The organism is Lactobacillus sp. B3795 (assembly GCF_026535805.1).
Classification (GTDB): Bacteria; Bacillota; Bacilli; order Lactobacillales; family Lactobacillaceae; genus Apilactobacillus; species Apilactobacillus kunkeei_C.
On record NZ_JAFNPE010000012.1, the window covers coordinates 24,407 to 48,069 of the forward strand.

Consider the following 23,663-nt stretch of genomic DNA (forward strand, 5'->3'; position numbering starts at 1 on the left):
AAAAATACAATAGTTTCAGCTAAATTAAACATACATTTAATAAAAACAACAAAAAAAGGCCGGAAAAACTTCCTGGCCTTTTATTTAAAACATATTATTTGTTGTTTTCTTCATGTTGTTCGTGTGCAGCTGCAACGAATGCCTTGAATAATCCTTCAGGTCTTGTTGGACGTGATAGGAATTCTGGGTGGTATTGAGCAGCAACGAAGAACTTGTTAGTAGGAATTTCAACAACTTCTACCAAGTGATCATCTGGAGAAGTACCGGCAATAACTAGACCGTGAGCTTCCATTTCTTCTCTGTATTCGTTGTTGTATTCGTAACGGTGTCTGTGACGTTCTGAAATTTCAGCCTTGTTACCGTAAGCTGCAGCAGTTACAGTACCAGGTTTTAGCTTACATGGGTAAGCACCTAGACGTTGAGTACCACCCATACCATCGATATCAGCTTGATCAGCCATTAAGTCAATGATCTTGTGTGGAGTTTCTGGGTCAATTTCAGTAGTGTTAGCATCTTTGTAACCTAATACATCACGAGCGAATTCGATACTTGCAATTTGCATACCTAAACATACACCTAGGTAAGGCACGTCGTTTTCACGAGCGTACTTAACTGCAGTAATCATACCTTCGATACCACGATCACCGAAACCACCAGGAACGATAATACCATCAGCATCGCCAAGTAATTCTTCAACGTTATCTTCAGTAACTAGTTCTGAATTTAACATCTTTAGGTTAATCTTTGCATCAACTGGGTAACCAGCATGACGTAATGATTCAGTAATTGAAATGTAAGCATCCTTTAGTTTTACGTATTTACCAACTAAAGTAATGTTAACAACATTCTTTAAGTTTTGTACTTTTTGTTCTAGAGCCTTCCATTCAGTCATGTCAGCCTTAGGAGCATCAATACCAAAGTGGTCAACAACTTGTTGATCCATACCTTGAGCTTCTAGCATCAATGGAACAGTGTAAAGTGTTGGAGCATCTTTTGATTCAACAACAGCTTCTGGCTTAACGTCACAGAATAGAGCAATCTTTCTCTTCATTGCATCAGTAACGTCTTGTTCAGTTCTAACAACTAATAGGTTTGGTTGAATACCTAAACCACGTAGTTCTTTAACTGAGTGTTGTGTTGGCTTAGTCTTCATTTCGCCAGCAGCACGTAAGTAAGGAATTAAAGTGGTGTGGATGTAGAATACATTTTCATCCCCTACTTCGCTCTTCATTTGACGAATAGCTTCTAGGAATGGTAGTGATTCGATATCACCAACAGTACCACCAATTTCAGTAATTACGATATCAGCGTTTGATACCTTAGCTGCACGCATGATTTTTTCTTTAATCATACCAGTGATATGAGGAATAACTTGAACAGTTGCACCTAAGTAGTCACCGCGGCGTTCTTTTCTCAATACTTCTGAATAAATTTTACCAGTAGTTACATTTGAGTATTTATTTAAGTCATTATCAATGAAACGTTCATAGTGACCTAAATCAAGGTCAGTTTCAGTACCATCATTAGTAACAAACACTTCACCGTGTTGGTATGGGCTCATAGTACCTGGGTCGACGTTAACGTATGGATCAAACTTTTGAATAGTAATGTTGATTCCACGGTTTTTTAATAAACGTCCTAGTGATGCAGAAACAATTCCTTTTCCTAGTGAAGAAACAACCCCACCAGTAACAAAAACATATTTAGTCATGTGAAAAAACTCCTCATAAAATCTATTAGGGTAAAAATTAAAAACTCCCTATTCATTGAGAATAGGGAGTCATTGATTACTATAATCGATCAATTGTCCTTACAAACTCTTTTGTAAGGAGCCCAAAAATAATATTACATTGTTCTAGGTTTATAGTCAAGAAATATAATTATTATTTCTAGGAAAAATTAATCTTTAGAATCATCGTCGATGTCATCGTCATCATCGTTTAATTCTGACAATTCGCCTTCGATACCATCAGGGATGTTATCGTCGTCAACATCGTTCTCTTCGTCAATTTCATCTAAATCTTTGTGATACTTGTCGGTTTCGTCGACACCTTCATCGGCATCTTCAAATTCGTCGTCTTGGTCTTCTGGATCATCATCATCGTAATCGATAACGTCATCATCGTCAGAAGCATCAGCTAAGAATGCGTTAACCTTACGACGCTTTTTCTTTCTAGGACGATCGATATCTTCGTCTTCAGGATGAACTGTAGCTTCATCGATTGAATCATATGGATACCAAGTTCTTAGTCCCCAAAGATTATCACCTAAAGAAATAAAACTACCATCAACGTTCATATCTGTGTAGAACTGTACCAATCGTTTACGAATTTCTTCATCAGAATCACCCAAGTATTTTTGGATTTCGTTGGCGATATCAGCAAAGGCCATTACTTCCCCACGTTCAGAAAGAATTGCGTGAGCAACTTCGACCATTGATAATTCTTTTTTGTCTTTACCTTCTAAGGCTTGTAATTTCAAATCGGTGCACGTCCTTTCAAAATACTATTAATATCATACCTTTTTAAGCAGAAAATTGCAATGTAAGATTGTATTCTCCTACAATCATTCCGCCAGAGTGTAATTCATAGTCAATACCGAGCTTACCATTCATTATATCTTCATTATAATCATAGTTTAACTCTTTTGTTTTGACCAAAATTTTTATTGGACCATACTCAGTTTGGTAAATTGTGTCGTGATCTTTGTTTTCATCAAAAATCATTCTAGAGTGATGTCCACCATTGGCTTGGCGAGTTAATTGAACATGTTCATCGGTAATTTTCAAAGTAACGTTTGCTACCGCTTGATTATCTTGATGTTCGGTGAAGCGAAGGTATAGGCCGTTGTTCATTTGAACCAGGCTACCCACTTCTTCAAATATAAAGTCTTCGCGCTCTGCATCTTGGAAAATAGTTGTCTTTAAGTTCACAACAACCTTTTGAGCATTTTCATTTTTATCCATCACACTGACTCACCTTCCCTCATTTCATATATCACAAACTAATATTATATACGGACATGTCCATAAATGCATTAATTAATGGTCGGAAAATTAATTATTTCATTTAAAACTTTGTTATAATAAGCATAAATAACTTATATATAAATAGTAAGGAGGTAAGAATTTGGAATACCAAGAAAAACTACTGCCTCGAGAAAAGGTTTTTCGAGATCCGGTTCTTAACTACATTTACGTACAACACCAAGTCATCTTAGACTTGATTAATACTAAAGAATTCCAACGATTAAGACGAATAAAACAATTAGGTCCTGCTTCATACACATTCCATGGTGCAGAACATTCGAGATTCACCCACAGTTTAGGAGTGTACGAAATCACCCGTCGCATCTGTGATGGTTTCCTTAGAAACTATCCTAGCAAAGTTGATGGAGATGGCCTTTGGGATGACTCTCAAAGATTAGTTGCACTATGTGCAGCATTGCTTCATGACATCGGACACGGTGCTTACTCACATACATTTGAACACATCTTTGGTACCAATCACGAAGCAATCACCCAAGAAATCATCACTTCTGAAAAGACCGAGGTTAACCAAGTATTAAGCAAGATTAGCCCTAGTTTTCCAAAGGAAGTTGCTAGCGTAATCGACCATACTTATCCAAACCAACAAGTCGTTCAAATGATTTCTAGTCAATGTGACGCCGATAGAATGGATTACCTACTAAGGGATGCGTACAACACCGGTGCCAACTACGGTAACTTTGACTTAACTAGAATCTTACGTGTGATGAGACCTTACGAAGGTGGTATCTGTTTTGAAATCAATGGGATGCATGCCGTTGAAGACTACATCATCTCTCGTTTGCAAATGTACATGCAAGTGTACTTCCATCCAGTATCACGTTCTATGGAAGTTATCCTAAGTCACCTACTTCAAAGAGCCAAGGAACTAGCGAGTCAATTGGATAAAAATGACCGCCTAACTCCACATCTATTAATGCCATTCTTCAAGAACGACTTTACTATCGATGACTATTTGAAACTAGATGACGGTGTTCTAAACACCTACTTCATTAACTGGATTGATTCAGACGACAAGATTCTATCTGATTTAGCCGATCGTTTTATTAACAGAAAGCCACTTAAATCTGTAGAATACAATAATGAAACTGAATCATTGATTCCAACCATGCAAAAATGGATTCAAGAAGCTGGTTTCGAAACCACCTACTACACCGCCGTTAACAACAGTTTTGATTTACCATATGATGCTTATGATCCAAACAAAAAACATCATGCTACGCAAATTGAACTTAGAAGAAACGATGGTACAATGATTGAACTATCAAAGATATCTCAACTAGTTAGTGCCGTTACTGGTAAGCACTTAGGTGATGAACGCTTCTTCTTCCCTAAGGAAATGTTATCTAAAGATAGTGACATCGATTTATTCGAACCAGTTTATCAAGAGTTTCAAAAACACATTAAAAACGATGAATTAATTAAGTAAGGAGGATTTCTCCATGAGTGAAATCAAATTAATCGCCATCGATATCGATGGTACCCTTTTAAACGAAGAAAACATTTTAGCTCAAGAAACAATCGATGCTGTTACTGAAGCCAGAAACAGCGGTGTCAAAGTTGTTCTATGTACTGGTCGTCCTTTGACTGGTGTTAAACCATACCTAAAGAAACTAAACATTTCTGGTAATGACGAATACGCCATTACTTTCAACGGTGCTCAAGTACAAGATGCAGATGCTAACATCATCGAAAAGTTTGATTTAGATTACAACGACTTCGTCGGACTAGAAAAACTAAGCCACAAGTTAAACACTAACTTCCAAATCGAAACTACCGACTATATCTACACCACTAACCGTGACCTAAGTCCATACAGTGTGGCTGAAAGTTATCTTGTGAGAATGCCAATTCGTGTTCGTGAACCACAAGAAATTACTGACGATACTGAAATCGTTAAGGCAATGCTAATCGCTGATCCAGATATCATCGATAAGGCTATTCCAAACATTCCAGAAAACTTCTTAGACCACCTAACAATGGTTAGAAGTGAACCCGTATTTCTAGAATTCGTTAACCAAAAGGCTTCAAAGGGTGCTGCCCTAAGCAAACTTGCTACTCGTTTAGGCTTCACCGCTGAAAACGTAATGGCAATCGGTGATCAAGGTAACGACATTAGCATGGTTACTTACGCAGGTACTGGTGTTGCCATGGGTAATGCTGCTGACGACTTAAAGAAAGTTGCCGACAAGGTTACTAAGACAAATAAGGAAAACGGTGTTGCATACGCCATTAGAAACTTTGCTTTAAAATAATCAATCATAAACAAAAAGAACTCGCTTCAATGAAGTGAGTTCTTTTTTTATAGTGTGATAATGATTGCAAACGCAATCCAGATAATTCCAATTATCAACGTTAACTGTGCAAATGGACGTACCACGATTTTGGCATTCTTAATGCCGCCAATTTTATCGGCCGGAATCTTTTCGTTTTCAAAACGTTCATCATCACCCTTACGGTGAAAAATACGCCATCCAGTGAAAAGATGTCCCTTGGATAATACTCCAATCAAGCCAATGACTGTGAATAGTAACCCTATCAAGAATAGATAGTTACTAATCGTAATAGCACTAACTTTAAACACCATTGCTATTAAAGCAACGACGATTCCAACTAACGCTATTAGCAGTCCTAATCTTTTTGGTTTATTCATTATTCTGCGTTACTTCTGAAACGGTTGCTGAATAATGGACTAACGGCACGATCTTCGTTAATACGCTTAATTGCGTCCCCAATTAATGGAGCAACTGAGATTTGTTCAATCTTATCAATTTGCTTTTCTTTTGGTAAGCGAATTGTATCAGTAACAACAAGCTTCTTGATTGGTGATTGTTGGATACGATCAATTGCAGGACCTGATAATACAGGGTGTGTACAACATGCGTATACTTCTTTAGCACCAGCATCCATCAATGCTTGAGCACCTAAAGTGATAGTACCAGCAGTATCAATCATGTCATCAACCATCAAGCATGACTTACCTTTAACATCACCAATGATGTTCATGATTTCAGCAACGTTTGCCTTAGGACGACGCTTGTCGATGATGGCAATTGGTGCCTTTAGGAATTCGGCCAATGCACGGGCACGAACTACACCACCATGGTCAGGTGAAACTACGACTGCGTTTGAGTCCCAGCCGTGGTTAATAAAGTGATCAGCTAATAGTGGTGCACCCATCATGTGATCAACTGGAACATCGAAGAAACCTTGGATTTGAGCAGCATGTAGGTCCAATGCAACTACACGGTCAATTCCAGCAGTTTCTAGCATGTTAGCAACTAGCTTTGCAGTAATTGGTTCTCTAGAACGAGCCTTACGGTCTTGTCTAGCGTAACCATAATATGGGATTACCACATTAATTGTCTTAGCACTTGCACGTCTAAGAGCATCAATCATAATCATTAATTCCATTAAATTATCATTAACGGGAGCTGATGTAGATTGAATGATATAACAGTTATCCCCACGGATACTTTCTTCAATGTTAATTCTAATTTCGCCATCGCTAAATCTGTCAACGGATGTTTCACCTAAATCAACACCAACACGATCAGCAATTTTTTCTGCCAAAGGAATGTTAGAGTTTAAAGCGAAAATCTTCAATTTAGGATCAGAATATCTTTCAGCCATAAGTCCTCCACCTAACAATAAATTCTATAATTCGTAACTATATTCTTAATTCACAGTTAATTTTACACTATAATTGATAATTTTTCATTCAAAAATTATACAAATAATAAATAAAATATCATTGGATTATCTCTTAATCAGCATATGGAAGCTTTTTGAAATATCCTGGTTTGTTGGTTTGACGTTGTCTTGCAATCGCCATATCGTATTGTTTTACGTCATCAGTAATAGTTGAACCAGCAGCGATAAATGTGTGGTCATCAATGTGTAATGGCGCAATCAAGTTAGCATTGCTTCCGATAAATGAGTTATCACCCACTTCGGTGTTGTGCTTGTTCTTACCATCGTAGTTAGCAAAGATAACACCACAACCAACGTTGATGTTCTTGCCTAGATGAGCGTTACCAACGTAAGTTAAGTGACCTACCTTAGTACCTTCATCAATTTGGGCCTTTTTAACTTCGACGAAGTTTCCAAGGTGAACATTTTCACCAATCTTAGCTTCTGGACGAAGATGTGAGTATGGTCCAATGTTTGAGCCTTCCATCATTTCTGATTCTTCAAGTAATGATGAAGTTACAGTAACGTTGTCATGAATGATGCAGTCTCTAATTTCTGAGTTAGCACCAATCTTACAGTCACTACCAATCTTGGTATGACCACTAATGTGAACACCAGGTTCTACGATTGTATCTTGACCAATTTCAACACCAAAGTCGATATATGTGTCATTAGGGTTTGGCATAGTAACACCGTTTGACATGTGGTATTCGTTAATGCGTTGTTGCATTACTTGGTTAGCCTTTGAAAGTGCAATACGATCGTTTACACCCATTGATTCATCAAAGTCCTTCATTTGGTAAGCACCAACGTTCTTACCTTCTTCTTTGAAGATACCAATAACGTCTGGTAGGTAGTATTCGCCTTGTGCGTTATCGTTTTTAACCTTCTTTAGAGCTTCGAATAATTCATGGTTATCGAAAACGTAAACACCAGTGTTGATTTCATCGATGTTTTGTTCGGCAACTGAGGCATCCTTTTGTTCAACAATCTTGTTAACATTACCCTTGTCATCTCTAACGATACGACCGTAACCAAATGGGTTAGGTGCTTTTGAAGTTAGTACAGTCGCAACTGCACCGCTTTCTTCGTGTTGAGTAAACAAGTGATTAAAAGTTTCAGCTGTAAATAATGGAGTATCTCCACTAACAACCATTGTTGATCCATCAACATCTTCTAGAATGTCGGCAGTCTTTTTAACTGCGTCCCCTGTTCCTAGTTGTTTTTCTTGTAATGCATATTGGCTTCTGTCACCTAGTTGAGTTTTAACGTCTTCTGCACCAAAACCAACAACAGTAACAATGTTATCCATATGAATTTTTTCAACTTGTGTTAATACACAATCAACCATTGTACGACCACAAACTTGATGCAAAACTTTGTATAGTTTTGACTTCATTCGCGTACCTTTACCGGCAGCTAAAATAATTGTATTTCTAGTCGTCATTATTCTTCCTCCTTGGTGACGTCGCTAAAGTTATCGTAGGTAAAATTACCTAAATCAACTTTAATATCACCGTTATTAGTATCAATCTTGAATAATGAAGTGTAATCATCTTCGCTAATCTTACGTTGGCCTTCGTAATCACGTTCGGCAACGAATGCAATTCCGGCAACTTCACTATCAAATTCTTTGATTAAACTACATAGTCCATCGGCTGATCCCCCACCACGTAGAAAATCATCTACGATTAAGACGTTGGAATTAGCAGGTAAACTACGTTTTGATAGAACCATCTTTTCGATTCTCTTTTGAGAACCAGAAATATAGTTCACACTGATAGTTGAACCATCAGTAATTCTAGAATCATGTCTAGCAATCACGAATGGAACGTTTAATAAGGTTGCAACACTTTGTGCAACCGGAATACCCTTAGTGGCAACAGTTAATACAGCATCAATCTTCTTGTGACTGTACAATGTCGCAATAATTCGACCAATTTGTCTCAAAATTGATGGACGGTTAAGTAGGTCGTTCATATATACGTATCCACCAGGTAAAACTCTTGAATTGTCAGCTAATGCTGATTGAACTTCGTCAATAAATTGACTAGCTTCTTGTTTTTGAATGCCGGGCATGAACATACTTCCACCAGCGGCACCGGGAATGGTTTCTAATACACCAGTTCCTGTTTCCATAAATGTTTTTCGTAAAATGGTTAGGTCTTCACTAATAGATGACTTAGCAGAATCATAACGATTTGCAAAAAAAGTCAATGGTACTACCGTATTAGGATTCTCCATTAAGTAGCGAGTCATATCTACTAGACGCGCACTACGCTTTGCTTTCATTCTTTCACCTCATTAAGTAAAAACTACATCTAAATTTTATCATAATGTTCGGATTTAAGATACTTTTTAAACGAAATAATAAAAAAATATCCGTTTAAACTTTCACCTAAACGGATATTTTTATATAGGTCTTACAATATATACCTCAGAACAGAAACCACGAATGCTGTTAAAAATGTGCTTTGCTTGGCTTTCCGTCTTACAAATCCCGAAGACAGTCGGTCCAGTTCCGCTCATTTGGGCACTGTCAGCACCGTATTTCTCGAACTTCTCTTTAATCTTTTTAATCTCACTGTGATGCTTTGAAGACAATGGTTCCAATACATTTCCCATGTGAGAAACGATTTGATCATAGTCTTGCTTTTCAACCGCTTCTGCCAATTCGTTAACATTCACATGTTCTAATTTATCGTAATCAATCTTGTTTAAGATTTCTGGTGTTGAAACACTAACCTTTGGTTTCACAATTACGAAATACATCTTTGGCAGTTTTGGCATTAATTCAATGTTATCACCCTTACCGGTAACCATCGCAGTCTGACTGTAAACACAATAAGGAACGTCTGAATCAAGTTGCAATCCGAATGTTGCCATTTCTTGATCGGTCATATGTAGGTTCCAGAGACGATTCAGACCTCGAATAACAGCTGCAGCATCAGATGATCCTCCACCCATTCCGGCAGCAACAGGAATATTCTTTCTGATATGGATATCCACTTTTTGTTGGATTCCAAATTTCTTTTTAAGTAGAAATGCTGCTTGATATGCTAAGTTGCGATGATCTTGTGGTAAAAACACACGATTACAGTGAACGGAAATCCCGTTTCCCTTTTCGGTAACAATCTCGACGTAATCAGATAATTCAATCGAGGTCATTATCATATTCCACTCAATTTTGCCGTCTTTATGACGATACGGCGTATCCAAGCCTAGGTTAAGTTTGGCGCATGCTTTCTCTACGGTTCTCAAGTATCACACCCCCAATTTAACTAAATTATTTAATAACATTATACTAAAGTTAAAATGAAAAGTCAGTGAAACTTTCGGATTTTGTCAAAAGTGCAAAATAAAAAGAGCTAATAAATATTATTAGCTCTTAGTTTTAAGCTTCTTCACTTACTTCGTCGGCAAAATCCATTTCGATGTTCTTGGTTAGAATATCAGTGTAGCTGTAAGATACTCTCTTAAGATTTTCATCTTCCTCTAACTCAACAACAAACACTGCAGGGAATGTTTCTGCTAACATCCCATGTCGTTCTAATGTTTTGTTTCTTCCTACTTGAACAGTTACAACAACTTTTTCGCCTAGGCGAGTGTCCAAGTGGCTCTTAATGTCAGTCAAACTGGTTGGCATAATATTCACCTCTCTAGTAGGTTCATTATACCACGGAAAATATTAAAAATCAAAATTATATCACAGTGTTTTTTAATAATCAAATAATATTATACCAATTTTATAGAATGGAACTTATTTGTTAAATCGACGTATTGATCAACTGTTAGTTTTTCAGGACGAATGCTTGGTTGAATGTCGAATTCATCTAGGACGTTTTTGACCTTTTCCTTAGTTTCAGCGTCCTTACCGAATAATCCTTGTAGGTTATTCCATAAGGTCTTTCGACGGTGAGCAAAGCATCCCCTTACAAAACTAGCAAATGCCTTTTCATCAAAGACTTCGTTTTGAATGGATTCTTTTCTTTCCAAAGTCACGATTGCTGAATCGACATTTGGTGCAGGGATAAATGATTTTCTTGATACTTCAAATGCTAACTTAACATCATTTAGGTATTGGATAATCACTGATAGTGAACCGTAATCCTTGCTACCTGGTTTTGCTTCTAGTCTTTGAGCAACTTCTTTTTGCATCATAACGGTAATGTTGTCGAATTCAGCATTCCCCTTCAATAGATCCAAGATGATTGGAGTTGTGATGTAGTAAGGTAAGTTGGCAACAACCTTAATTGGACGTTCGTTGTTGAATTTTTCTTCGATAATAGCTGGTAAATTAGCTTGTAGGATGTCTTGGTTAATCACTTCGACATTATCATAGGGACTTAGTGTTTCATCCAATACAGGCAATAAATTTTGGTCAATTTCAAAAGCTAGGACACGTTTTGAACTACGTGCTAGGAATTCAGTTAAACCACCGATACCTGGTCCAATTTCGATGACATTATCTGTATCTGTTAAATGCGCAGCATCGACAATCTTGTTTAAAACGTTTAAGTCAGTTAAAAAGTTTTGACCTAAACTCTTCTTAGCTGATAAATGGAAACGATTTAAGATTGCTTGTGTTCTAGCTGGGCTAGCGATTTCTGGATTATTTGGCATTGTTTACTCCTTAATATGACTTAGTGCTTCGTTAAATTGTTCTTTAGTAATTCCAAACATGGATAGTCGTTTCAATAGCTGTTTCCCATTCACGTATCCAATCTTTAATTCATTACATAGTTGAGTACGTCTAATTTTAGCCTCAGAATCATTAATGACCCTGGCAGCATTTAAATCAGCAACTGAAATTTCACTCTCATGATTAGTGTCTGCTGTATAGACGTTTTTTAGCGCCTCTCTGATGGTTTCGACGCTGGCGTGTTCAACACCTAGTGATCCATCACTCTTGGTTGGTACCGACTTTTTACGATCGACAAACGCGTGCTTAGCGTTTGGTACCTCCTGAGTAATAATCTTTCTGATGCGTTCACCAGAAAAGTCCGGGTCAGTGAAGACGATTACCCCGCGTTGCTTATCTAGCTTCTTAATCAACGCAAGTGTCTTGTCATCAATCGCTGATCCTCTGGTTTCGATGGTGTCACAGTCGACCGCCATTTTAATTCTTTTGGTATCGTCGCGGCCTTCTACCACGATTACTTCTTTGATTTTTTCCATTATTCATCCAATCCAAAAATTCGTAGTGCGTTTTGATAAGTTGCATCGGCAATCTTATCTGGTGTGGTATCTCTAAAACGAGCGACTGCTTCGACAGTGTATAAAGTATAACCCGGTTCGTTTTGGTGACCACGTAATGGTTCAGGTGCTAAATAAGGTGCATCTGTTTCCACTAGCATTCTATCGATTGGTGTCTTAGAAACGGAATCGTGGATTTCCTTGGTCTTTTTGAAACTGGCAACACCAGAATATGAGACGTACATCCCTAAATCCATAATCTTGTTTAACCATTGCGCATCACCATTGAAACTATGAATTATTCCGTTGTTAACTCCTTTTTCCTTTAAAATAGCGTAGGTATCTTCAAAGGCATCTCGGTTATGAACAGAGATTGGCATCCCAAGTTCTTTGGCAATATCGATTTGGCGTTTGAACACATTGAATTGAGCCTTCTTAGGGGCAGTACTTTGATTGTAATCAAGACCAATTTCGCCTAAGGCAACCACCTTGTCATCTTGTAGTTGCTTGTATAGGATGGCTTCTTCTTCATCGTTATAGTTCAAAGCATCTTCTGGATGAAAACCAACGATTGCGTATAGGTTATCGTATTGATGAGCTAGTTCAATCGCTTCTTCGTTCATTTGACGGTTTGATCCAACAATTGCCATCTTGGTAACACCTAGTTTTTTAGCGTGTTCGATGTATTCTGGCACTTGTCCTCTAAAAGCATCATCGTTTAAATGCGTATGTGAATCAAAAATTTGCATTATATTTGCTCCTATCGTAAAAATAGCCATCAATTCATTTTGAATTAATGGCTATTTTTTAGTTTGTTATCTCACCATTATTCCAAAGTGGCACCATTTTCAAATTGGCTACCAATTGTAACTAATTCAATGTTGCCATCGTCATGTTCAACAGATAGTAACATTCCTTGGCTCAATTGGCCACGCATCTTTCTAGGTTTCAAATTGGAAACTATGATTACTTTCTTACCGATTAGTTTTTCGAAGTCAGGATACCACTTAGCAATTCCTGAAAGGATTTGAGTAGTTTCTTCCTTACCTGCATCTAGGGTGAACTTCAATAACTTGTCTGCCCCTTCAACACGTTCAACGTTCTTAACTTCGGCAACTTTTAGTTCTACTTTTTCAAAGGTATCGAACTTGATTTCTTTCTTATCAGCAGCACTTTCAGCGCCCTCTTGGGCAACTTGAGCTTGTTTCTTCGCTTCTTCTTTGGCTGCACGACCCTTTTTCTTGTCTGACTTAGTCATTTGGTTCTTGATAAAGTCAACTTCTTCTTCCTTGTCTAGACGTGGGAAGATTGGAGTTCCCTTAGCAACCACTTTACCACCTGTTGGTAAGTCTTCAATCGCAATGTTAGTTAAATCAATTGCTTGATCGTCTAAACCTAATTGAGTGAAGATTTGTTTTGGTGCATTAGTCATAATTGGGCTAATTAATAGACCAATTACACGTAAACTGGCAGCTAAATGAGCCATTACATCAGCAAGCTTTTCAGCGTCACCATCGTTTTCATTTTTAGCTAGAATCCATGGTGTAGTTTGGTCGATGTACTTGTTAGTTTGAGAAACTAATTGCCAAACAGCAGCTAAAGCATCTGAGAAGCGTGATTCATCCATCTTAGTCTTATATTCAGCAATAACATCCTTGCTTAGTGCTTCTAGTTCCTTGTCAGGTTCTAAGAAGTTTGACTTGAATTCTGGAATCACACCGTCTTCGTACTTGTTAATCATTGAAACGGTACGGTTTAATAAGTTTCCTAAGTCGTTTGCTAGGTCGTAGTTGATACGATCTACGAAGTCTTCTGGTGTGAACACACCGTCGTTACCAAATGGAACGGCCTTTAGTAAGTAGTATCTTACTGCATCCAAACCGTATCTTTCGGCTAAGACTTCTGGATAAATAACGTTACCCTTTGACTTAGACATCTTACCGTCTTTCATGGTTAACCAACCGTGACCGATAACATGTTTTGGTAATGGTAAACCTAAAGCATGTAGGATAATTGGCCAGTAGATAGTATGGAATCTAACGATTTCCTTACCAACCATGTGAACATCAGCAGGCCAGAATTTTTGGAATAGTGAATCATCATCAGTATCGTATCCTAACGCACTAATATAGTTTGATAGCGCATCAATCCATACGTAAACAACGTGTTCTGGATTTGATTTAACAGGAATTCCCCAACTAAATGATGTTCTAGAAACAGCTAAGTCTTCTAGACCTGGTTTGATGAAGTTATTAATCATTTCGTTCATTCTTGATTCTGGTTGAATAAAATCAGGATGATCCTTGTAGTATTGTAATAACCAATCAGCGTACTTGCTCATCTTGAAGAAGTATGACTTTTCGTTCACTAGTTCAACTTCGTGTCCTGATGGAGCCTTTCCACCAATAACGTTGCCATTATCGTCTTTGTATACTTCGGCTAATTGTGATTCGGTGAAGTATTCTTCGTCAGATACTGAGTACCAACCAGAGTATTCACCTAGGTAAATATCACCTTGATCTAATAATTGTTGGAAAATCTTTTGAACAACTTCTCTGTGTTGCGCATCAGTGGTTCTGATGAACTTGTCGTTTGAGATGTCCAATTTCTTCCATAAGTCTTTAATTTGAGCAGCCATCTTATCCACATATGCTTGTGGAGTAGTGTTTAATGATTCTGCCTTTTCTTCGATTTTTAGTCCGTGTTCATCTGTTCCTGTTAGGAAGAACACGTCAAAACCTTCAGCACGTTTGTAACGAGCTAACGCATCACACGCAATAGTTGTGTATGAGTTCCCGATATGTAAACGTCCTGATGGGTAGTAGATAGGCGTTGTAACATAAAAAGTATTGTTATCAGCCATGTTAATCATCCTTTCAACCAGTAATTAATATTAACTATTAGTATATCATACTTGAATTGTCAATAATATTGCTCTTAGAACAAATCTAATTGCATTGGTGCCAAATCGTTAAATGATACGTGCAACATCTCTTTTAATTGTAGTGCATTCGGTGCGGCATCCCTACCAGAGTTGTTGTTAAAGATCACACACACCTCATCGACTTCTTTGTTTAACTTAGTGACGATGTCGGCGAATTGCTTTAATTCGTCCTCACTATATTTATACAACGTTCTTTGACTACGCCAGTTCTTGTCCTGGTTAAACCATCCTTGGGCATTTCGTCCGTGTAGTCTTAACATCGCCATCTTAGAAGTAGTCACCATTGGTAATAACTCAATTCCATCGTTTAGGTTATGAGGTTCATCAGCAATCACAAAGGTCATCCCTAAACGTTTCAAATAATTTTGAATTGAGTTTTGCATCGACTTTTCTGTCCATGTCGGATTTCTAAACTCGACTGCAATTGGCACCTTTCTTCCCATCAATTCACGGATGGTCATTAGATAGCGAATGTTGTCATTGTTACGTTGGAAATATGGTGGGAATTGAAATAAGACCGTCTTTAATTGATTGGTCTGAATTAATGGTTGAAGCATTTTGACGTAATCACTAAACGCCTGTCTTCTTTGATCATCGTCGGCAGCCATTTGTGAACGCATGTCATGCTTGGTCATCAATTGATTGGCTTTTAAGATAAATTGGAATGATTCTGGCACTTGGCGCATCCATTGGCGAACTGTTTTTTCCTGTGGAATGCCGTAAAAAGGATTATCGACTTCCACGACTGGAAAATGGGCCGCATACTCGTTTAACTTAACAGGACGTTTCTCACCATTAATCAAAGCTGGATGCTCACTCCAAGTCGTTACTCCTAAAGTTATCATTAAACCATCATCTTCCTTCTTATTTCAATTCACTAAAGAATTTCGTTGCGTCCTCTTGAATCATCTTAAAATCGATTCCTAAGTTTAACTTTTCTTGGTTAACCGCAATTACTTTGGCACCCGGATTTCTGTAATCCAATAGTCCGGCAAATGGGTAGACACGCATGGAAGTTCCAACGATCACTACCAAGTCCGCCTTTTCCATTAGTTGAACACTGTTAACCACTTTGGCTTGGTTAAGTCCTTCATCGTATAAAACGATCCCTGGACGAAGCGTTCCGCCGCAATCAGCGTGCTTGTCGCTTTGCATATATTCATGCCAATCAACTCTTTGATGGCACTTTTGGCAATATACGTCGTATAGATTGCCATGAAATTCAATTAAGTTCTTGGTGTCGGCAGCACCGTATAATCCATCAACGTTTTGAGTGATCACACTGGCTCTACCTTCCCTAGTAAGTTCAGCTTGTTTTTCGTGAATTACATTGGGTTTGGCATCTGGATAGTACATATTTTCCTTCACAAATGTGTAGAACACATCTGGCTCATTAACTAAACATGCATGACTTAAATAATATTCAGCTGGTTTTCCAGTTGTATCAGTTGCATATAGTCCATTCTTAGAACGATAGTCTGGAATGTTGGAAGCTGTCGATACCCCGGCTCCTGTCAAAAATACAATGTTTTTTGCATTATCAAATAATGATTGAATTTCCTTATCCATCAGATTGCCTCCTGCCTTATTTTCTAATGATATATGGCATTTTTAGTTCTTTAAACAATTCTTGAACAGTCATCGCGTATAACTTCTTGAAGTATTCTGGACTGTCATCCATACCTGTTGGTGCAGGAATGACGAATGAGTTTTGATCATCTGACTTGTTGAAACCAACGTATGCACGACGACCAGTTTCCTTATCATGTAATTCTGAATGGAAGATTTCAAATTGTTGTTTTACGTTTAAGTTTAGTTGTCTTTCTGAAACAACACTGGAGATAGTTGCAAATTCTGAGTTATGCAATGCAGGTAGTCCCCACTTCTTTAGTTGTTCATCAAAGGCCTTGAATAACTTAACAACGTTTCTTCTGAAACCAAATGGTGAGTCAGTTGGCTTTTCAGTGATAATCTTGTAGATTTCATCAGCAGCCTTTAGGGCAACTGGGTAATCTTTTTCAAGGGTTGGACGTGCAAATGAATCGAACTTGTCACCGTAGAATACGTGAGCGTCGATTAGGGTCAATAGACGTAATTCCATGGCGTTATCTAATTCTTCTGGTTCAGGTTCGATAGTGTTTTGAATTCCCTTTAGGTACATCTTTTCGATGTCTTCGTTAATTAGGCCGTGTTTTCTTTGTTCTGAAACAACCACAAAGTGGGCAACGATATCAAATAGTTCAGTTCCCATTACTTCTAGTTGTTCGTCTAATTCGTCTTGACCAGTTGATAGTGAGAAGAACACTTGTGGGAAACCACGTAGTGTCATCAACAAGTGAATTAGTTCGTGTGAAGCAGTGTAGTTAGGAGCTGACATGTCTGAGATTTGAACAAATAGGTTCTTACCGTCTTGCACCACTTGTGCTTGATCATGTCTAACGTATCCAGATTGAAGTTGGCCGATAAATTGAACTTCAATTTTACCTGGGAAAAATTTGTTTACAACGTTAATTAAACTTTGTGTGTCTTGATTTAATTCGATTTCCATTAAAATTCACCTTCATTATTATTTCTAATTTGGTTTAAGATTTTTTGTGCTGACTTTAAGTCATTTAAATGGTTGGCTCTCATTTCTGAAACCACTTGTTTTACTTCTTTGCCCTTGGCTCCGGCACTCATCACTAATGAATTCAATTGAAGGTTCATGTGCCCCTTTTGAATTCCATCGGTAACTAACGCCTTTAGAGCAGCTAGGTTTTGGGCTAACCCAACTGATGCAACCACTTGGCTTAACTCTTCCTTTGAGGTTACTTGCGATAGTTGTTGGTTGATTTTAACCTTTGGTAATATCTTAACGGCACCACCGATAAAACCTAATGACAACGGAATTGTCATCTCACCAATTAACTTGTCACCATCAATTGACCAGTTGGATAATCCCTTGTATTGACCATCTTTGCTGGCGTAGGAATGAATGCCAGCTTCAACCGCACGCCAATCATTACCCATTGCCATTACCACAGCATCGATTCCATTCAAGATGCCCTTGTTATGAGTAGCAGCACGATACGGATCGATTTGAGCGATGTGTGATGCTTCAACAATTCTGTTTGCAACATCCATGCCGTTGGTATCAGGATTACCCAGTTGGCTAACTGGAATGGATCCGAATACCTTCACCAGGTTATCTTCACCGTAGTTAGATAGGATGCTCATCAAAACATCCCCACTGAAGCGTTCTTCGATAAACTCAGAAGTAGCTTCGAGCATTGAGTTAATGATGTTTGCACCCATCGCTTCACCAACGTTCACAAACAAGTCAACTGATGCATAGTCATCATCTAATTTTCTGACGCGCACCTTCTTAGCACCGCCACCGTATTCTAGAATCGATGGATGTGATTGGTTTGCGATATCAATGATATGTTCTTGATGTGTATTGACTATTCCAATCAATAGGTTAATATCGTGTGTTTTAACAACGATTTGGCCCATTAGATTACGACCCAATACTTCAGCAGTAATCCCGGCACCCTTGGCAAATAAACGGGCACCATTACTAGCCGCCGCAATCACGGATGGTTCTTCTGTTACCATTGGAACAATTTTTTCATTACCATTAATCATAAAATTAACGGCCACTCCTTCTGGAATGGAGTAATCAGTTACATAGTTTTCAACTAAACTATCGCTTGATTGGTGATAGTCGCTAGTCATTTCATGTTTTTGATTCATGTTTAATCCAGCAAATTCACTGATTAGTTTCATTCTATCATCATAATTACGATGGTAGAAATGTTTGAAAGTTCCCATTATTAGTCCCCCCGGATGCGGTATTTATATCTGATATTTATAATAACATTATTTAAAATTCAATCATTTAAAAAGGTTTTTAACCCGTCAATGGATTAAAAACCTCTTTAATAGTTTCGATAGTGCTTCTTTATATATTCAGCAATAAGTCCTTCTCTTACGCCACCTTCTGAAAATACGATTCTTCTTGAATCAATTTCATCAATGACTGTAATAAGAGGTAATAGACCACCTAGTATAATATCAGCTCGCTCGTTTTCTAATCCGTGAATTTCTTTTCGATTGTGTAAGTTCTTACGTAAAAGTAATTCATACGTTCCCATCACTTGGCGTTGATTTAGGTGATAGCCATTTAGGTTATCAGAGTTCTTGAAGTGTTGATGACTGCGATTAATTCTCGCTAAACTTCTAGCAGCTCCTCCCAACACAACTAATTGATAGTGATCAGCTTTTTTAAGCCAAGGAACACGATGTATGTTTTCCTTTAAGAAACGTTGCGCGTTGAATAAGTCAGCTGCATGAACTGAGTTATTCAATTTAAAACGTTCTGAAATATTAACGGCACCAATTGGTAAACTAATTAAGTCACGACGTTTCTTACCTTGAACGCGGACCAATTCGATACTAGCACCACCAATATCCATCACCATGTAGTCGTTCATCTTAATCTTATTTACGACACCTAAATAATCGTAATAAGCTTCTTCACGACCTGATAGGACTCTAACGTCTAAGCCAACTTTCTTTCTTACCTTGCGAATAAAAGCTTTTTGGTTTTCAGCTTGTCGAACCGCAGCAGTTGCAATGGTAATCACAGTGGCATTATTCATTGAGCTATAAATTCTTTTGAAAGACTTTAAAGCATTAATTGTCCGATTAATTGCAACCGGTTGTAGAATCTTTTCTTTCCCCATCCCTTCGGATAGACGACTATCGCTCTTACTACGTTTTAGCTCAACGCAATAACCGTCATTTTCAATCCGATAGATGGACATTCGAGCAGAATTCGAACCGATGTCAACAATTACTAAGTTCTCCATCCGATTCACCCTAAACTCCTAAAATAGTTTTTATTTAAAGTAATTAATACCAATAGCATCCCTTACTTCATCTAGGGTTTGGTTGGCTACCTTATTCGCTTTGTCACTACCAGCCTTTAGAATGTCATAAACAGCTTGTGGATCCTTTTCGAATTGTTCACGACGTTCTCTGATTGGTGCCAATTCAGCTTGTAATACTTCGTTTAAGTAACGTTTGATCTTCACATCACCTAGACCACCGTGTCTGTATTGTTCCTTTAATTCGGCAACCTTTTTCTTGTCGTCAGCAAAGATGTCTAGGTAAGTAAATACAGTGTTTCCTTCAACTTGACCAGGATCTTCCACGTGAATGTGGTTAGGGTCAGTGTACATTGACATTACTTTCTTTTGAATGGTATCTGCATCGTCTGCTAAGTAGATGGCGTTGTTCAATGATTTACTCATCTTAGCGTTTCCATCTAAACCAGGGATTCTACCCATTCCCTTTGGTGGGAAGTAGCCTTCTGGTTCAACTAATACATCCTTACCGTAGATACCGTTAATACTTCTAACGATTTCTCTAGTTTGTTCTAGCATTGGTTCTTGGTCTTCACCAACTGGAACAGTGTCGGCCTTAAATGCAGTGATATCTGCAGCTTGACTGACTGGGTAAATGAAGAATCCAGCAGGAACACTTTCACCAAACTTCTTTTGTTGGATTTCAGTCTTAACAGTTGGGTTTCTCTTCAAACGGTTAACTGAAACTAAGTTCAAGTAGTGCATTGTTAATTCGTTTAGTGCAGGAATTTGTGATTGAACCAAGATTGTTGATTTTTCTGGGTCAATTCCGACAGCTAAGTAATCCAAAGCTACTTGTAATAGTGAGTTCCTGATTTTTTCTGGGTCACGTGCATTATCAGTTAATGCTTGCATGTCCGCAATCATGATATTGGTGTCGTATTCACCTGAGTTTTGTAATGCAACTCTGTTCTTTAATGATCCAACGTAGTGTCCGATATGTAGTTTACCAGTTGGTCGATCACCAGTTAGAATTACTTTTTTATCTGCCATTTTGTTACTTCCTTTCCAAAAAAAGCGCCCCATTGTTAAAAAAACAATAGGACGCTTGAGCGCGGTACCACCTAACTTGCAAATGTATAATCATTTGCCACTCTGCGATAAGGGTGCAATCCCATAAATTCATCCATTTCGCTAGTCGTGATTACTTTCAGTACTACATAATCTCTCTGTAAATGACATCGCTACTTACTTTAATATTAACTATATTTTACTGGATTTAAATTGACATGTCAAAAAGGATATTAATTGACATGACGGCCAAATCTAATTAGAATTATTGAGCATAAATGAACGGATTTAACAATAAATTAGGAGGTAAAAATGGCTAATAACGATCTTACAAATGAACAAAATCGTGTCGATAAAGTTGTCGCCAAATTACACAAACGAATCGATAAGACAGAAGCTGAATACCAAAAGGCACATAATGAAACAAAGCGTGTCCAACAAAACTACGGTAATAATACTTCCGTTAACTACGTCGAAGTCGATGATAGAATTGAAACTTCCGCTGACCTCCAACAACAAAGAGGACTAGTTAATAAGGTAGTCCAAAGCGAAGCAATCATTAAAAACCAACTTGAAACATACAAGAAATTAGCTGATTCTCCATACTTTGGACGAATTGATATCAAGGATGACGGAGATGATGATACCGAAAGCTTATACATCGGTACCGCCTCATTCGTTGACGATGATGAAAACTTCCTAGTCTACGATTGGCGTGCACCAATCTCTAGTATCTATTACAACGGAACGTTGGGAAAAGTTTCATATCAAACCCCAGCCGGTAAACAAAGCACCGACTTGGAAAAGAAGCGCCAGTTTCAAATTAGTCACGGTGAAATCAACAACATGTTTGATACCAATGAAACCGTGGGTGATGAAATGCTTCAATCTGTGTTGGGGCAACAACATGATGAAGTGATGCAAAACATCGTTTCAACAATTCAAAAAGAACAAAACGATATCATCAGAGATACCAACAGCGACCTACTTGTTGTTCAAGGGGTTGCCGGTTCTGGTAAGACTTCTGCAATTCTTCAACGAATCGCATTCTTGTTGTACCACAGTAGAAGTTCACTTCAAGCTGATCAAATTATTTTGTTCTCCCCTAACCGTTTATTCTCACATTATATTTCTGACGTTTTACCTAGTTTAGGTGAACGCAATATGAGACAGGTTACCTTACAAGAATTCATCGATCACCGACTTGAAGGTGTAAAGGTTCAAAGTTTATTCGACCAATATGAAACCGAACAAGCTTACACCGATGACGAAAAAACAATTCAATCATTTAAACGTAGTCATCAATATATGACATCAATTGAGAACTATATCAATAACGTTTTCAATGATGACATTGCCTTTCAAAGCATCTTGATCGATGGCAAGGTCTTCTTCGATGCTGATGTGATTAAAGATATCTATGCTTCTCAACCTAAACAAATGAAACCGGCTGATAAGTTCTTAAAGACTAAAAACCGTTTGATTGAAATCTTGAAGAAACGTATTGAGGTCGAAGTATATAAACCATGGGTTGATGATGCCATCGATCAACTTAACTCTGAACAATATCACGATTTCATGGAAGGCCATCAATTAGGTAGCTTCCAAGATGAGGATGATGAAAGATACTTCATCGCTAAAAAAATCGTGACCGAACACTTCAGGAAAATATACGATGCTTTGTATAATGGTTCTTTCTTTGATTCATACCTTCAATACCAACGCTTCATGCAACAAGTGGTCCTACCTAAGGACGTCAATGTTGATGCATGGAACGATGACGTCGATGGTTTTTCCGATTCAATCGAATTGCATCAAGTTCGTTTGGATGATGCTGCCCCACTTCTATATATGCGTGATTTAATGATTGGTGGCGGTCAAAACCAAACAATGCAATACCTCTTCGTCGATGAAATGCAGGATTACTCAATTGCCCAATTGATTTACATCAAGCATGCATTTCCACAAACCAAGATTAACTTAATCGGTGACAGTGAACAGGCATTGTTCAAGGCAGTTGAAGCACCTCAAGAACTACTAAATAAGTTAAACCAAGCATTTGCTACTAAGAAATCAAGATTGATTACTTTGAACCGATCATATCGTTCAACTTATCCAATCACTAACTTTGCTAAATCACTATTACCAAACGGTGATGAGATTGAAGCATTCAACCGTCCAGGTAAATCACCTGAGATTTTCATTCGTCATAATGAACAAGAATGTATTGATGCTTTAATTAATTGCGCTAAACAAGAGTTAAAGGATGAAGGAACTGTTGCGATTGTTACCAAAAACCTAATTGAGGCCAAACAACTTCATCAACATACCTACAACCAACTTAATCCAACCCTATTAGCTGATACAGATAGATCACTTCCAAAGGGCGTCGTGATTATGCCAATCTATTTAGCTAAGGGACTAGAATTTGATTCTGTCATTGCTTGGAACGTTTCTAAAGATAATTATCCAAACGATGATTATGTTGGAACACTTTACACAATTGCCACTCGTGCAATGCACCACCTAACATTAATTAGTAATGGTACTGTTTCACCAATTATCGCAAACGCCAACCTACCAATTAATGAAGTTAAGATTGATAGAAAAATTAAATAACAAACAAAAAAAGACCAATCGAAATTGATTGGTCTTTTTATATAAGCCGTTTCCGGGATTTGAACCCGGGACCTCTTCCTTACCATGGAAACGCTCTACCTCCTGAGCTAAAACGGCAATATTAACAAAAAGCCTTCGATTTACATCGAAGACTTTTTTATTCGCGCGGCGACTTCCTACCCTTGCAGAGGGCGATCCCTCAACTACTATCGGCGTTTAGAAGCTTAACTTCTGTGTTCGGCAT

Annotated in this window: 22 protein-coding genes and 1 tRNA gene; 3 read left to right on the forward strand and 20 right to left on the reverse strand. The window is 37.9% G+C overall.

Annotated elements, in window-relative coordinates; genetic code table 11:
• Positions 1-94: 94 nt before the first annotated feature.
• The 3 genes from J3U50_RS04835 to J3U50_RS04845 all read right to left on the reverse strand — a co-directional run bounded on the left by J3U50_RS04835 (position 95) and on the right by J3U50_RS04845 (position 2,965).
• Positions 95-1,711: a CTP synthase gene (locus tag J3U50_RS04835; RefSeq protein ID WP_053791506.1), complete on the reverse strand. Its 1,617-nt coding sequence runs from the start codon at positions 1,709-1,711 to the stop codon at positions 95-97.
• A 188-nt stretch (positions 1,712-1,899) separates the two neighbouring features.
• Positions 1,900-2,481: a DNA-directed RNA polymerase subunit delta gene (gene rpoE, locus J3U50_RS04840; protein ID WP_301945693.1), complete on the reverse strand. Its 582-nt coding sequence runs from the start codon at positions 2,479-2,481 to the stop codon at positions 1,900-1,902.
• 43 nt (positions 2,482-2,524) lie between these two features.
• Positions 2,525-2,965, reverse strand: coding sequence for a DUF1934 domain-containing protein (locus J3U50_RS04845; RefSeq protein WP_051592206.1), 441 nt, complete (start codon positions 2,963-2,965; stop codon positions 2,525-2,527).
• Between the two features lie 163 nt (positions 2,966-3,128).
• Here J3U50_RS04845 and J3U50_RS04850 point away from each other — a divergent pair, with 163 nt between their 5' ends.
• Together J3U50_RS04850 and yidA are read left to right on the forward strand one after the other, a co-directional pair.
• Entirely contained in the window at positions 3,129-4,475 is a 1,347-nt protein-coding gene (locus tag J3U50_RS04850; RefSeq protein WP_301945694.1) for an HD domain-containing protein, read from the forward strand.
• A 13-nt stretch (positions 4,476-4,488) separates the two neighbouring features.
• Positions 4,489-5,301, forward strand: coding sequence for a sugar-phosphatase (gene yidA / locus J3U50_RS04855; RefSeq protein ID WP_054607921.1), 813 nt, complete (start codon positions 4,489-4,491; stop codon positions 5,299-5,301).
• Between the two features lie 47 nt (positions 5,302-5,348).
• Here the strand turns inward: yidA and J3U50_RS04860 are convergent, their stop codons facing one another.
• From J3U50_RS04860 to trpS, 16 genes are all read right to left on the reverse strand, one after another.
• Entirely contained in the window at positions 5,349-5,699 is a 351-nt protein-coding gene (locus tag J3U50_RS04860; protein WP_054607920.1) for a DUF3899 domain-containing protein, read from the reverse strand.
• Positions 5,699-6,679, reverse strand: coding sequence for a ribose-phosphate diphosphokinase (locus J3U50_RS04865; RefSeq protein WP_034532467.1), 981 nt, complete (start codon positions 6,677-6,679; stop codon positions 5,699-5,701). The genes J3U50_RS04860 and J3U50_RS04865 overlap by 1 nt, the downstream gene beginning before the upstream one ends.
• 133 nt (positions 6,680-6,812) lie before the next feature.
• Entirely contained in the window at positions 6,813-8,186 is a 1,374-nt protein-coding gene (glmU, locus tag J3U50_RS04870) for a bifunctional UDP-N-acetylglucosamine diphosphorylase/glucosamine-1-phosphate N-acetyltransferase GlmU (RefSeq protein ID WP_301945695.1), read from the reverse strand.
• Complete coding sequence (gene purR / locus J3U50_RS04875; protein WP_054607918.1) at positions 8,186-9,031, reverse strand: pur operon repressor; 846 nt, start codon at positions 9,029-9,031, stop codon at positions 8,186-8,188. Before purR ends, glmU begins: the two co-directional genes overlap by 1 nt.
• Before the next feature lie 120 nt (positions 9,032-9,151).
• Entirely contained in the window at positions 9,152-10,000 is an 849-nt protein-coding gene (gene ispE / locus J3U50_RS04880) for a 4-(cytidine 5'-diphospho)-2-C-methyl-D-erythritol kinase (protein ID WP_301945696.1), read from the reverse strand.
• A 133-nt stretch (positions 10,001-10,133) separates the two neighbouring features.
• Entirely contained in the window at positions 10,134-10,385 is a 252-nt protein-coding gene (locus tag J3U50_RS04885) for a Veg family protein (RefSeq protein ID WP_054607916.1), read from the reverse strand.
• 89 nt (positions 10,386-10,474) lie between these two features.
• On the reverse strand, positions 10,475-11,362 hold the full coding sequence (gene rsmA / locus J3U50_RS04890) for a 16S rRNA (adenine(1518)-N(6)/adenine(1519)-N(6))-dimethyltransferase RsmA (RefSeq protein WP_301945697.1): 888 nt from the start codon (positions 11,360-11,362) through the stop codon (positions 10,475-10,477).
• 3 nt (positions 11,363-11,365) lie between these two features.
• Positions 11,366-11,917 (reverse strand): ribonuclease M5, encoded by a 552-nt coding sequence (gene rnmV / locus J3U50_RS04895; RefSeq protein ID WP_034532461.1) that lies wholly within the window; start codon positions 11,915-11,917, stop codon positions 11,366-11,368.
• Complete coding sequence (locus J3U50_RS04900; protein WP_301945698.1) at positions 11,917-12,684, reverse strand: TatD family hydrolase; 768 nt, start codon at positions 12,682-12,684, stop codon at positions 11,917-11,919. The genes rnmV and J3U50_RS04900 overlap by 1 nt, the downstream gene beginning before the upstream one ends.
• Before the next feature lie 77 nt (positions 12,685-12,761).
• Positions 12,762-14,798, reverse strand: a complete 2,037-nt coding sequence (gene metG, locus J3U50_RS04905; protein ID WP_301945699.1) for a methionine--tRNA ligase — start codon at positions 14,796-14,798, stop codon at positions 12,762-12,764.
• A gap of 74 nt (positions 14,799-14,872) precedes the next feature.
• Positions 14,873-15,724: a DUF72 domain-containing protein gene (locus J3U50_RS04910; protein ID WP_301945700.1), complete on the reverse strand. Its 852-nt coding sequence runs from the start codon at positions 15,722-15,724 to the stop codon at positions 14,873-14,875.
• Between the two features lie 19 nt (positions 15,725-15,743).
• Entirely contained in the window at positions 15,744-16,448 is a 705-nt protein-coding gene (locus tag J3U50_RS04915) for an NAD-dependent protein deacylase (RefSeq protein WP_301568701.1), read from the reverse strand.
• A gap of 16 nt (positions 16,449-16,464) precedes the next feature.
• Positions 16,465-17,427: a hypothetical protein gene (locus tag J3U50_RS04920; RefSeq protein WP_041152447.1), complete on the reverse strand. Its 963-nt coding sequence runs from the start codon at positions 17,425-17,427 to the stop codon at positions 16,465-16,467.
• Complete coding sequence (locus tag J3U50_RS04925; protein ID WP_301945701.1) at positions 17,427-18,692, reverse strand: hydroxymethylglutaryl-CoA reductase, degradative; 1,266 nt, start codon at positions 18,690-18,692, stop codon at positions 17,427-17,429. Before J3U50_RS04925 ends, J3U50_RS04920 begins: the two co-directional genes overlap by 1 nt.
• 107 nt (positions 18,693-18,799) lie before the next feature.
• A complete protein-coding gene (locus J3U50_RS04930) occupies positions 18,800-19,732 on the reverse strand; it encodes a Ppx/GppA family phosphatase (RefSeq protein WP_034532451.1) in 933 nt (310 codons plus the stop codon).
• A gap of 30 nt (positions 19,733-19,762) precedes the next feature.
• A complete protein-coding gene (gene trpS / locus J3U50_RS04935; protein WP_301945702.1) occupies positions 19,763-20,782 on the reverse strand; it encodes a tryptophan--tRNA ligase in 1,020 nt (339 codons plus the stop codon).
• Between the two features lie 330 nt (positions 20,783-21,112).
• On the opposite strand from trpS, the gene helD reads away from it, so the two are divergent.
• Positions 21,113-23,419, forward strand: coding sequence for an RNA polymerase recycling motor HelD (gene helD / locus J3U50_RS04940; RefSeq protein ID WP_301945703.1), 2,307 nt, complete (start codon positions 21,113-21,115; stop codon positions 23,417-23,419).
• Positions 23,420-23,463: 44 nt separating this feature from the next.
• Here the strand turns inward: helD and J3U50_RS04945 are convergent.
• Positions 23,464-23,536: transfer RNA gene (locus J3U50_RS04945), tRNA-Thr, on the reverse strand.
• Positions 23,537-23,663 lie beyond the last annotated feature (127 nt).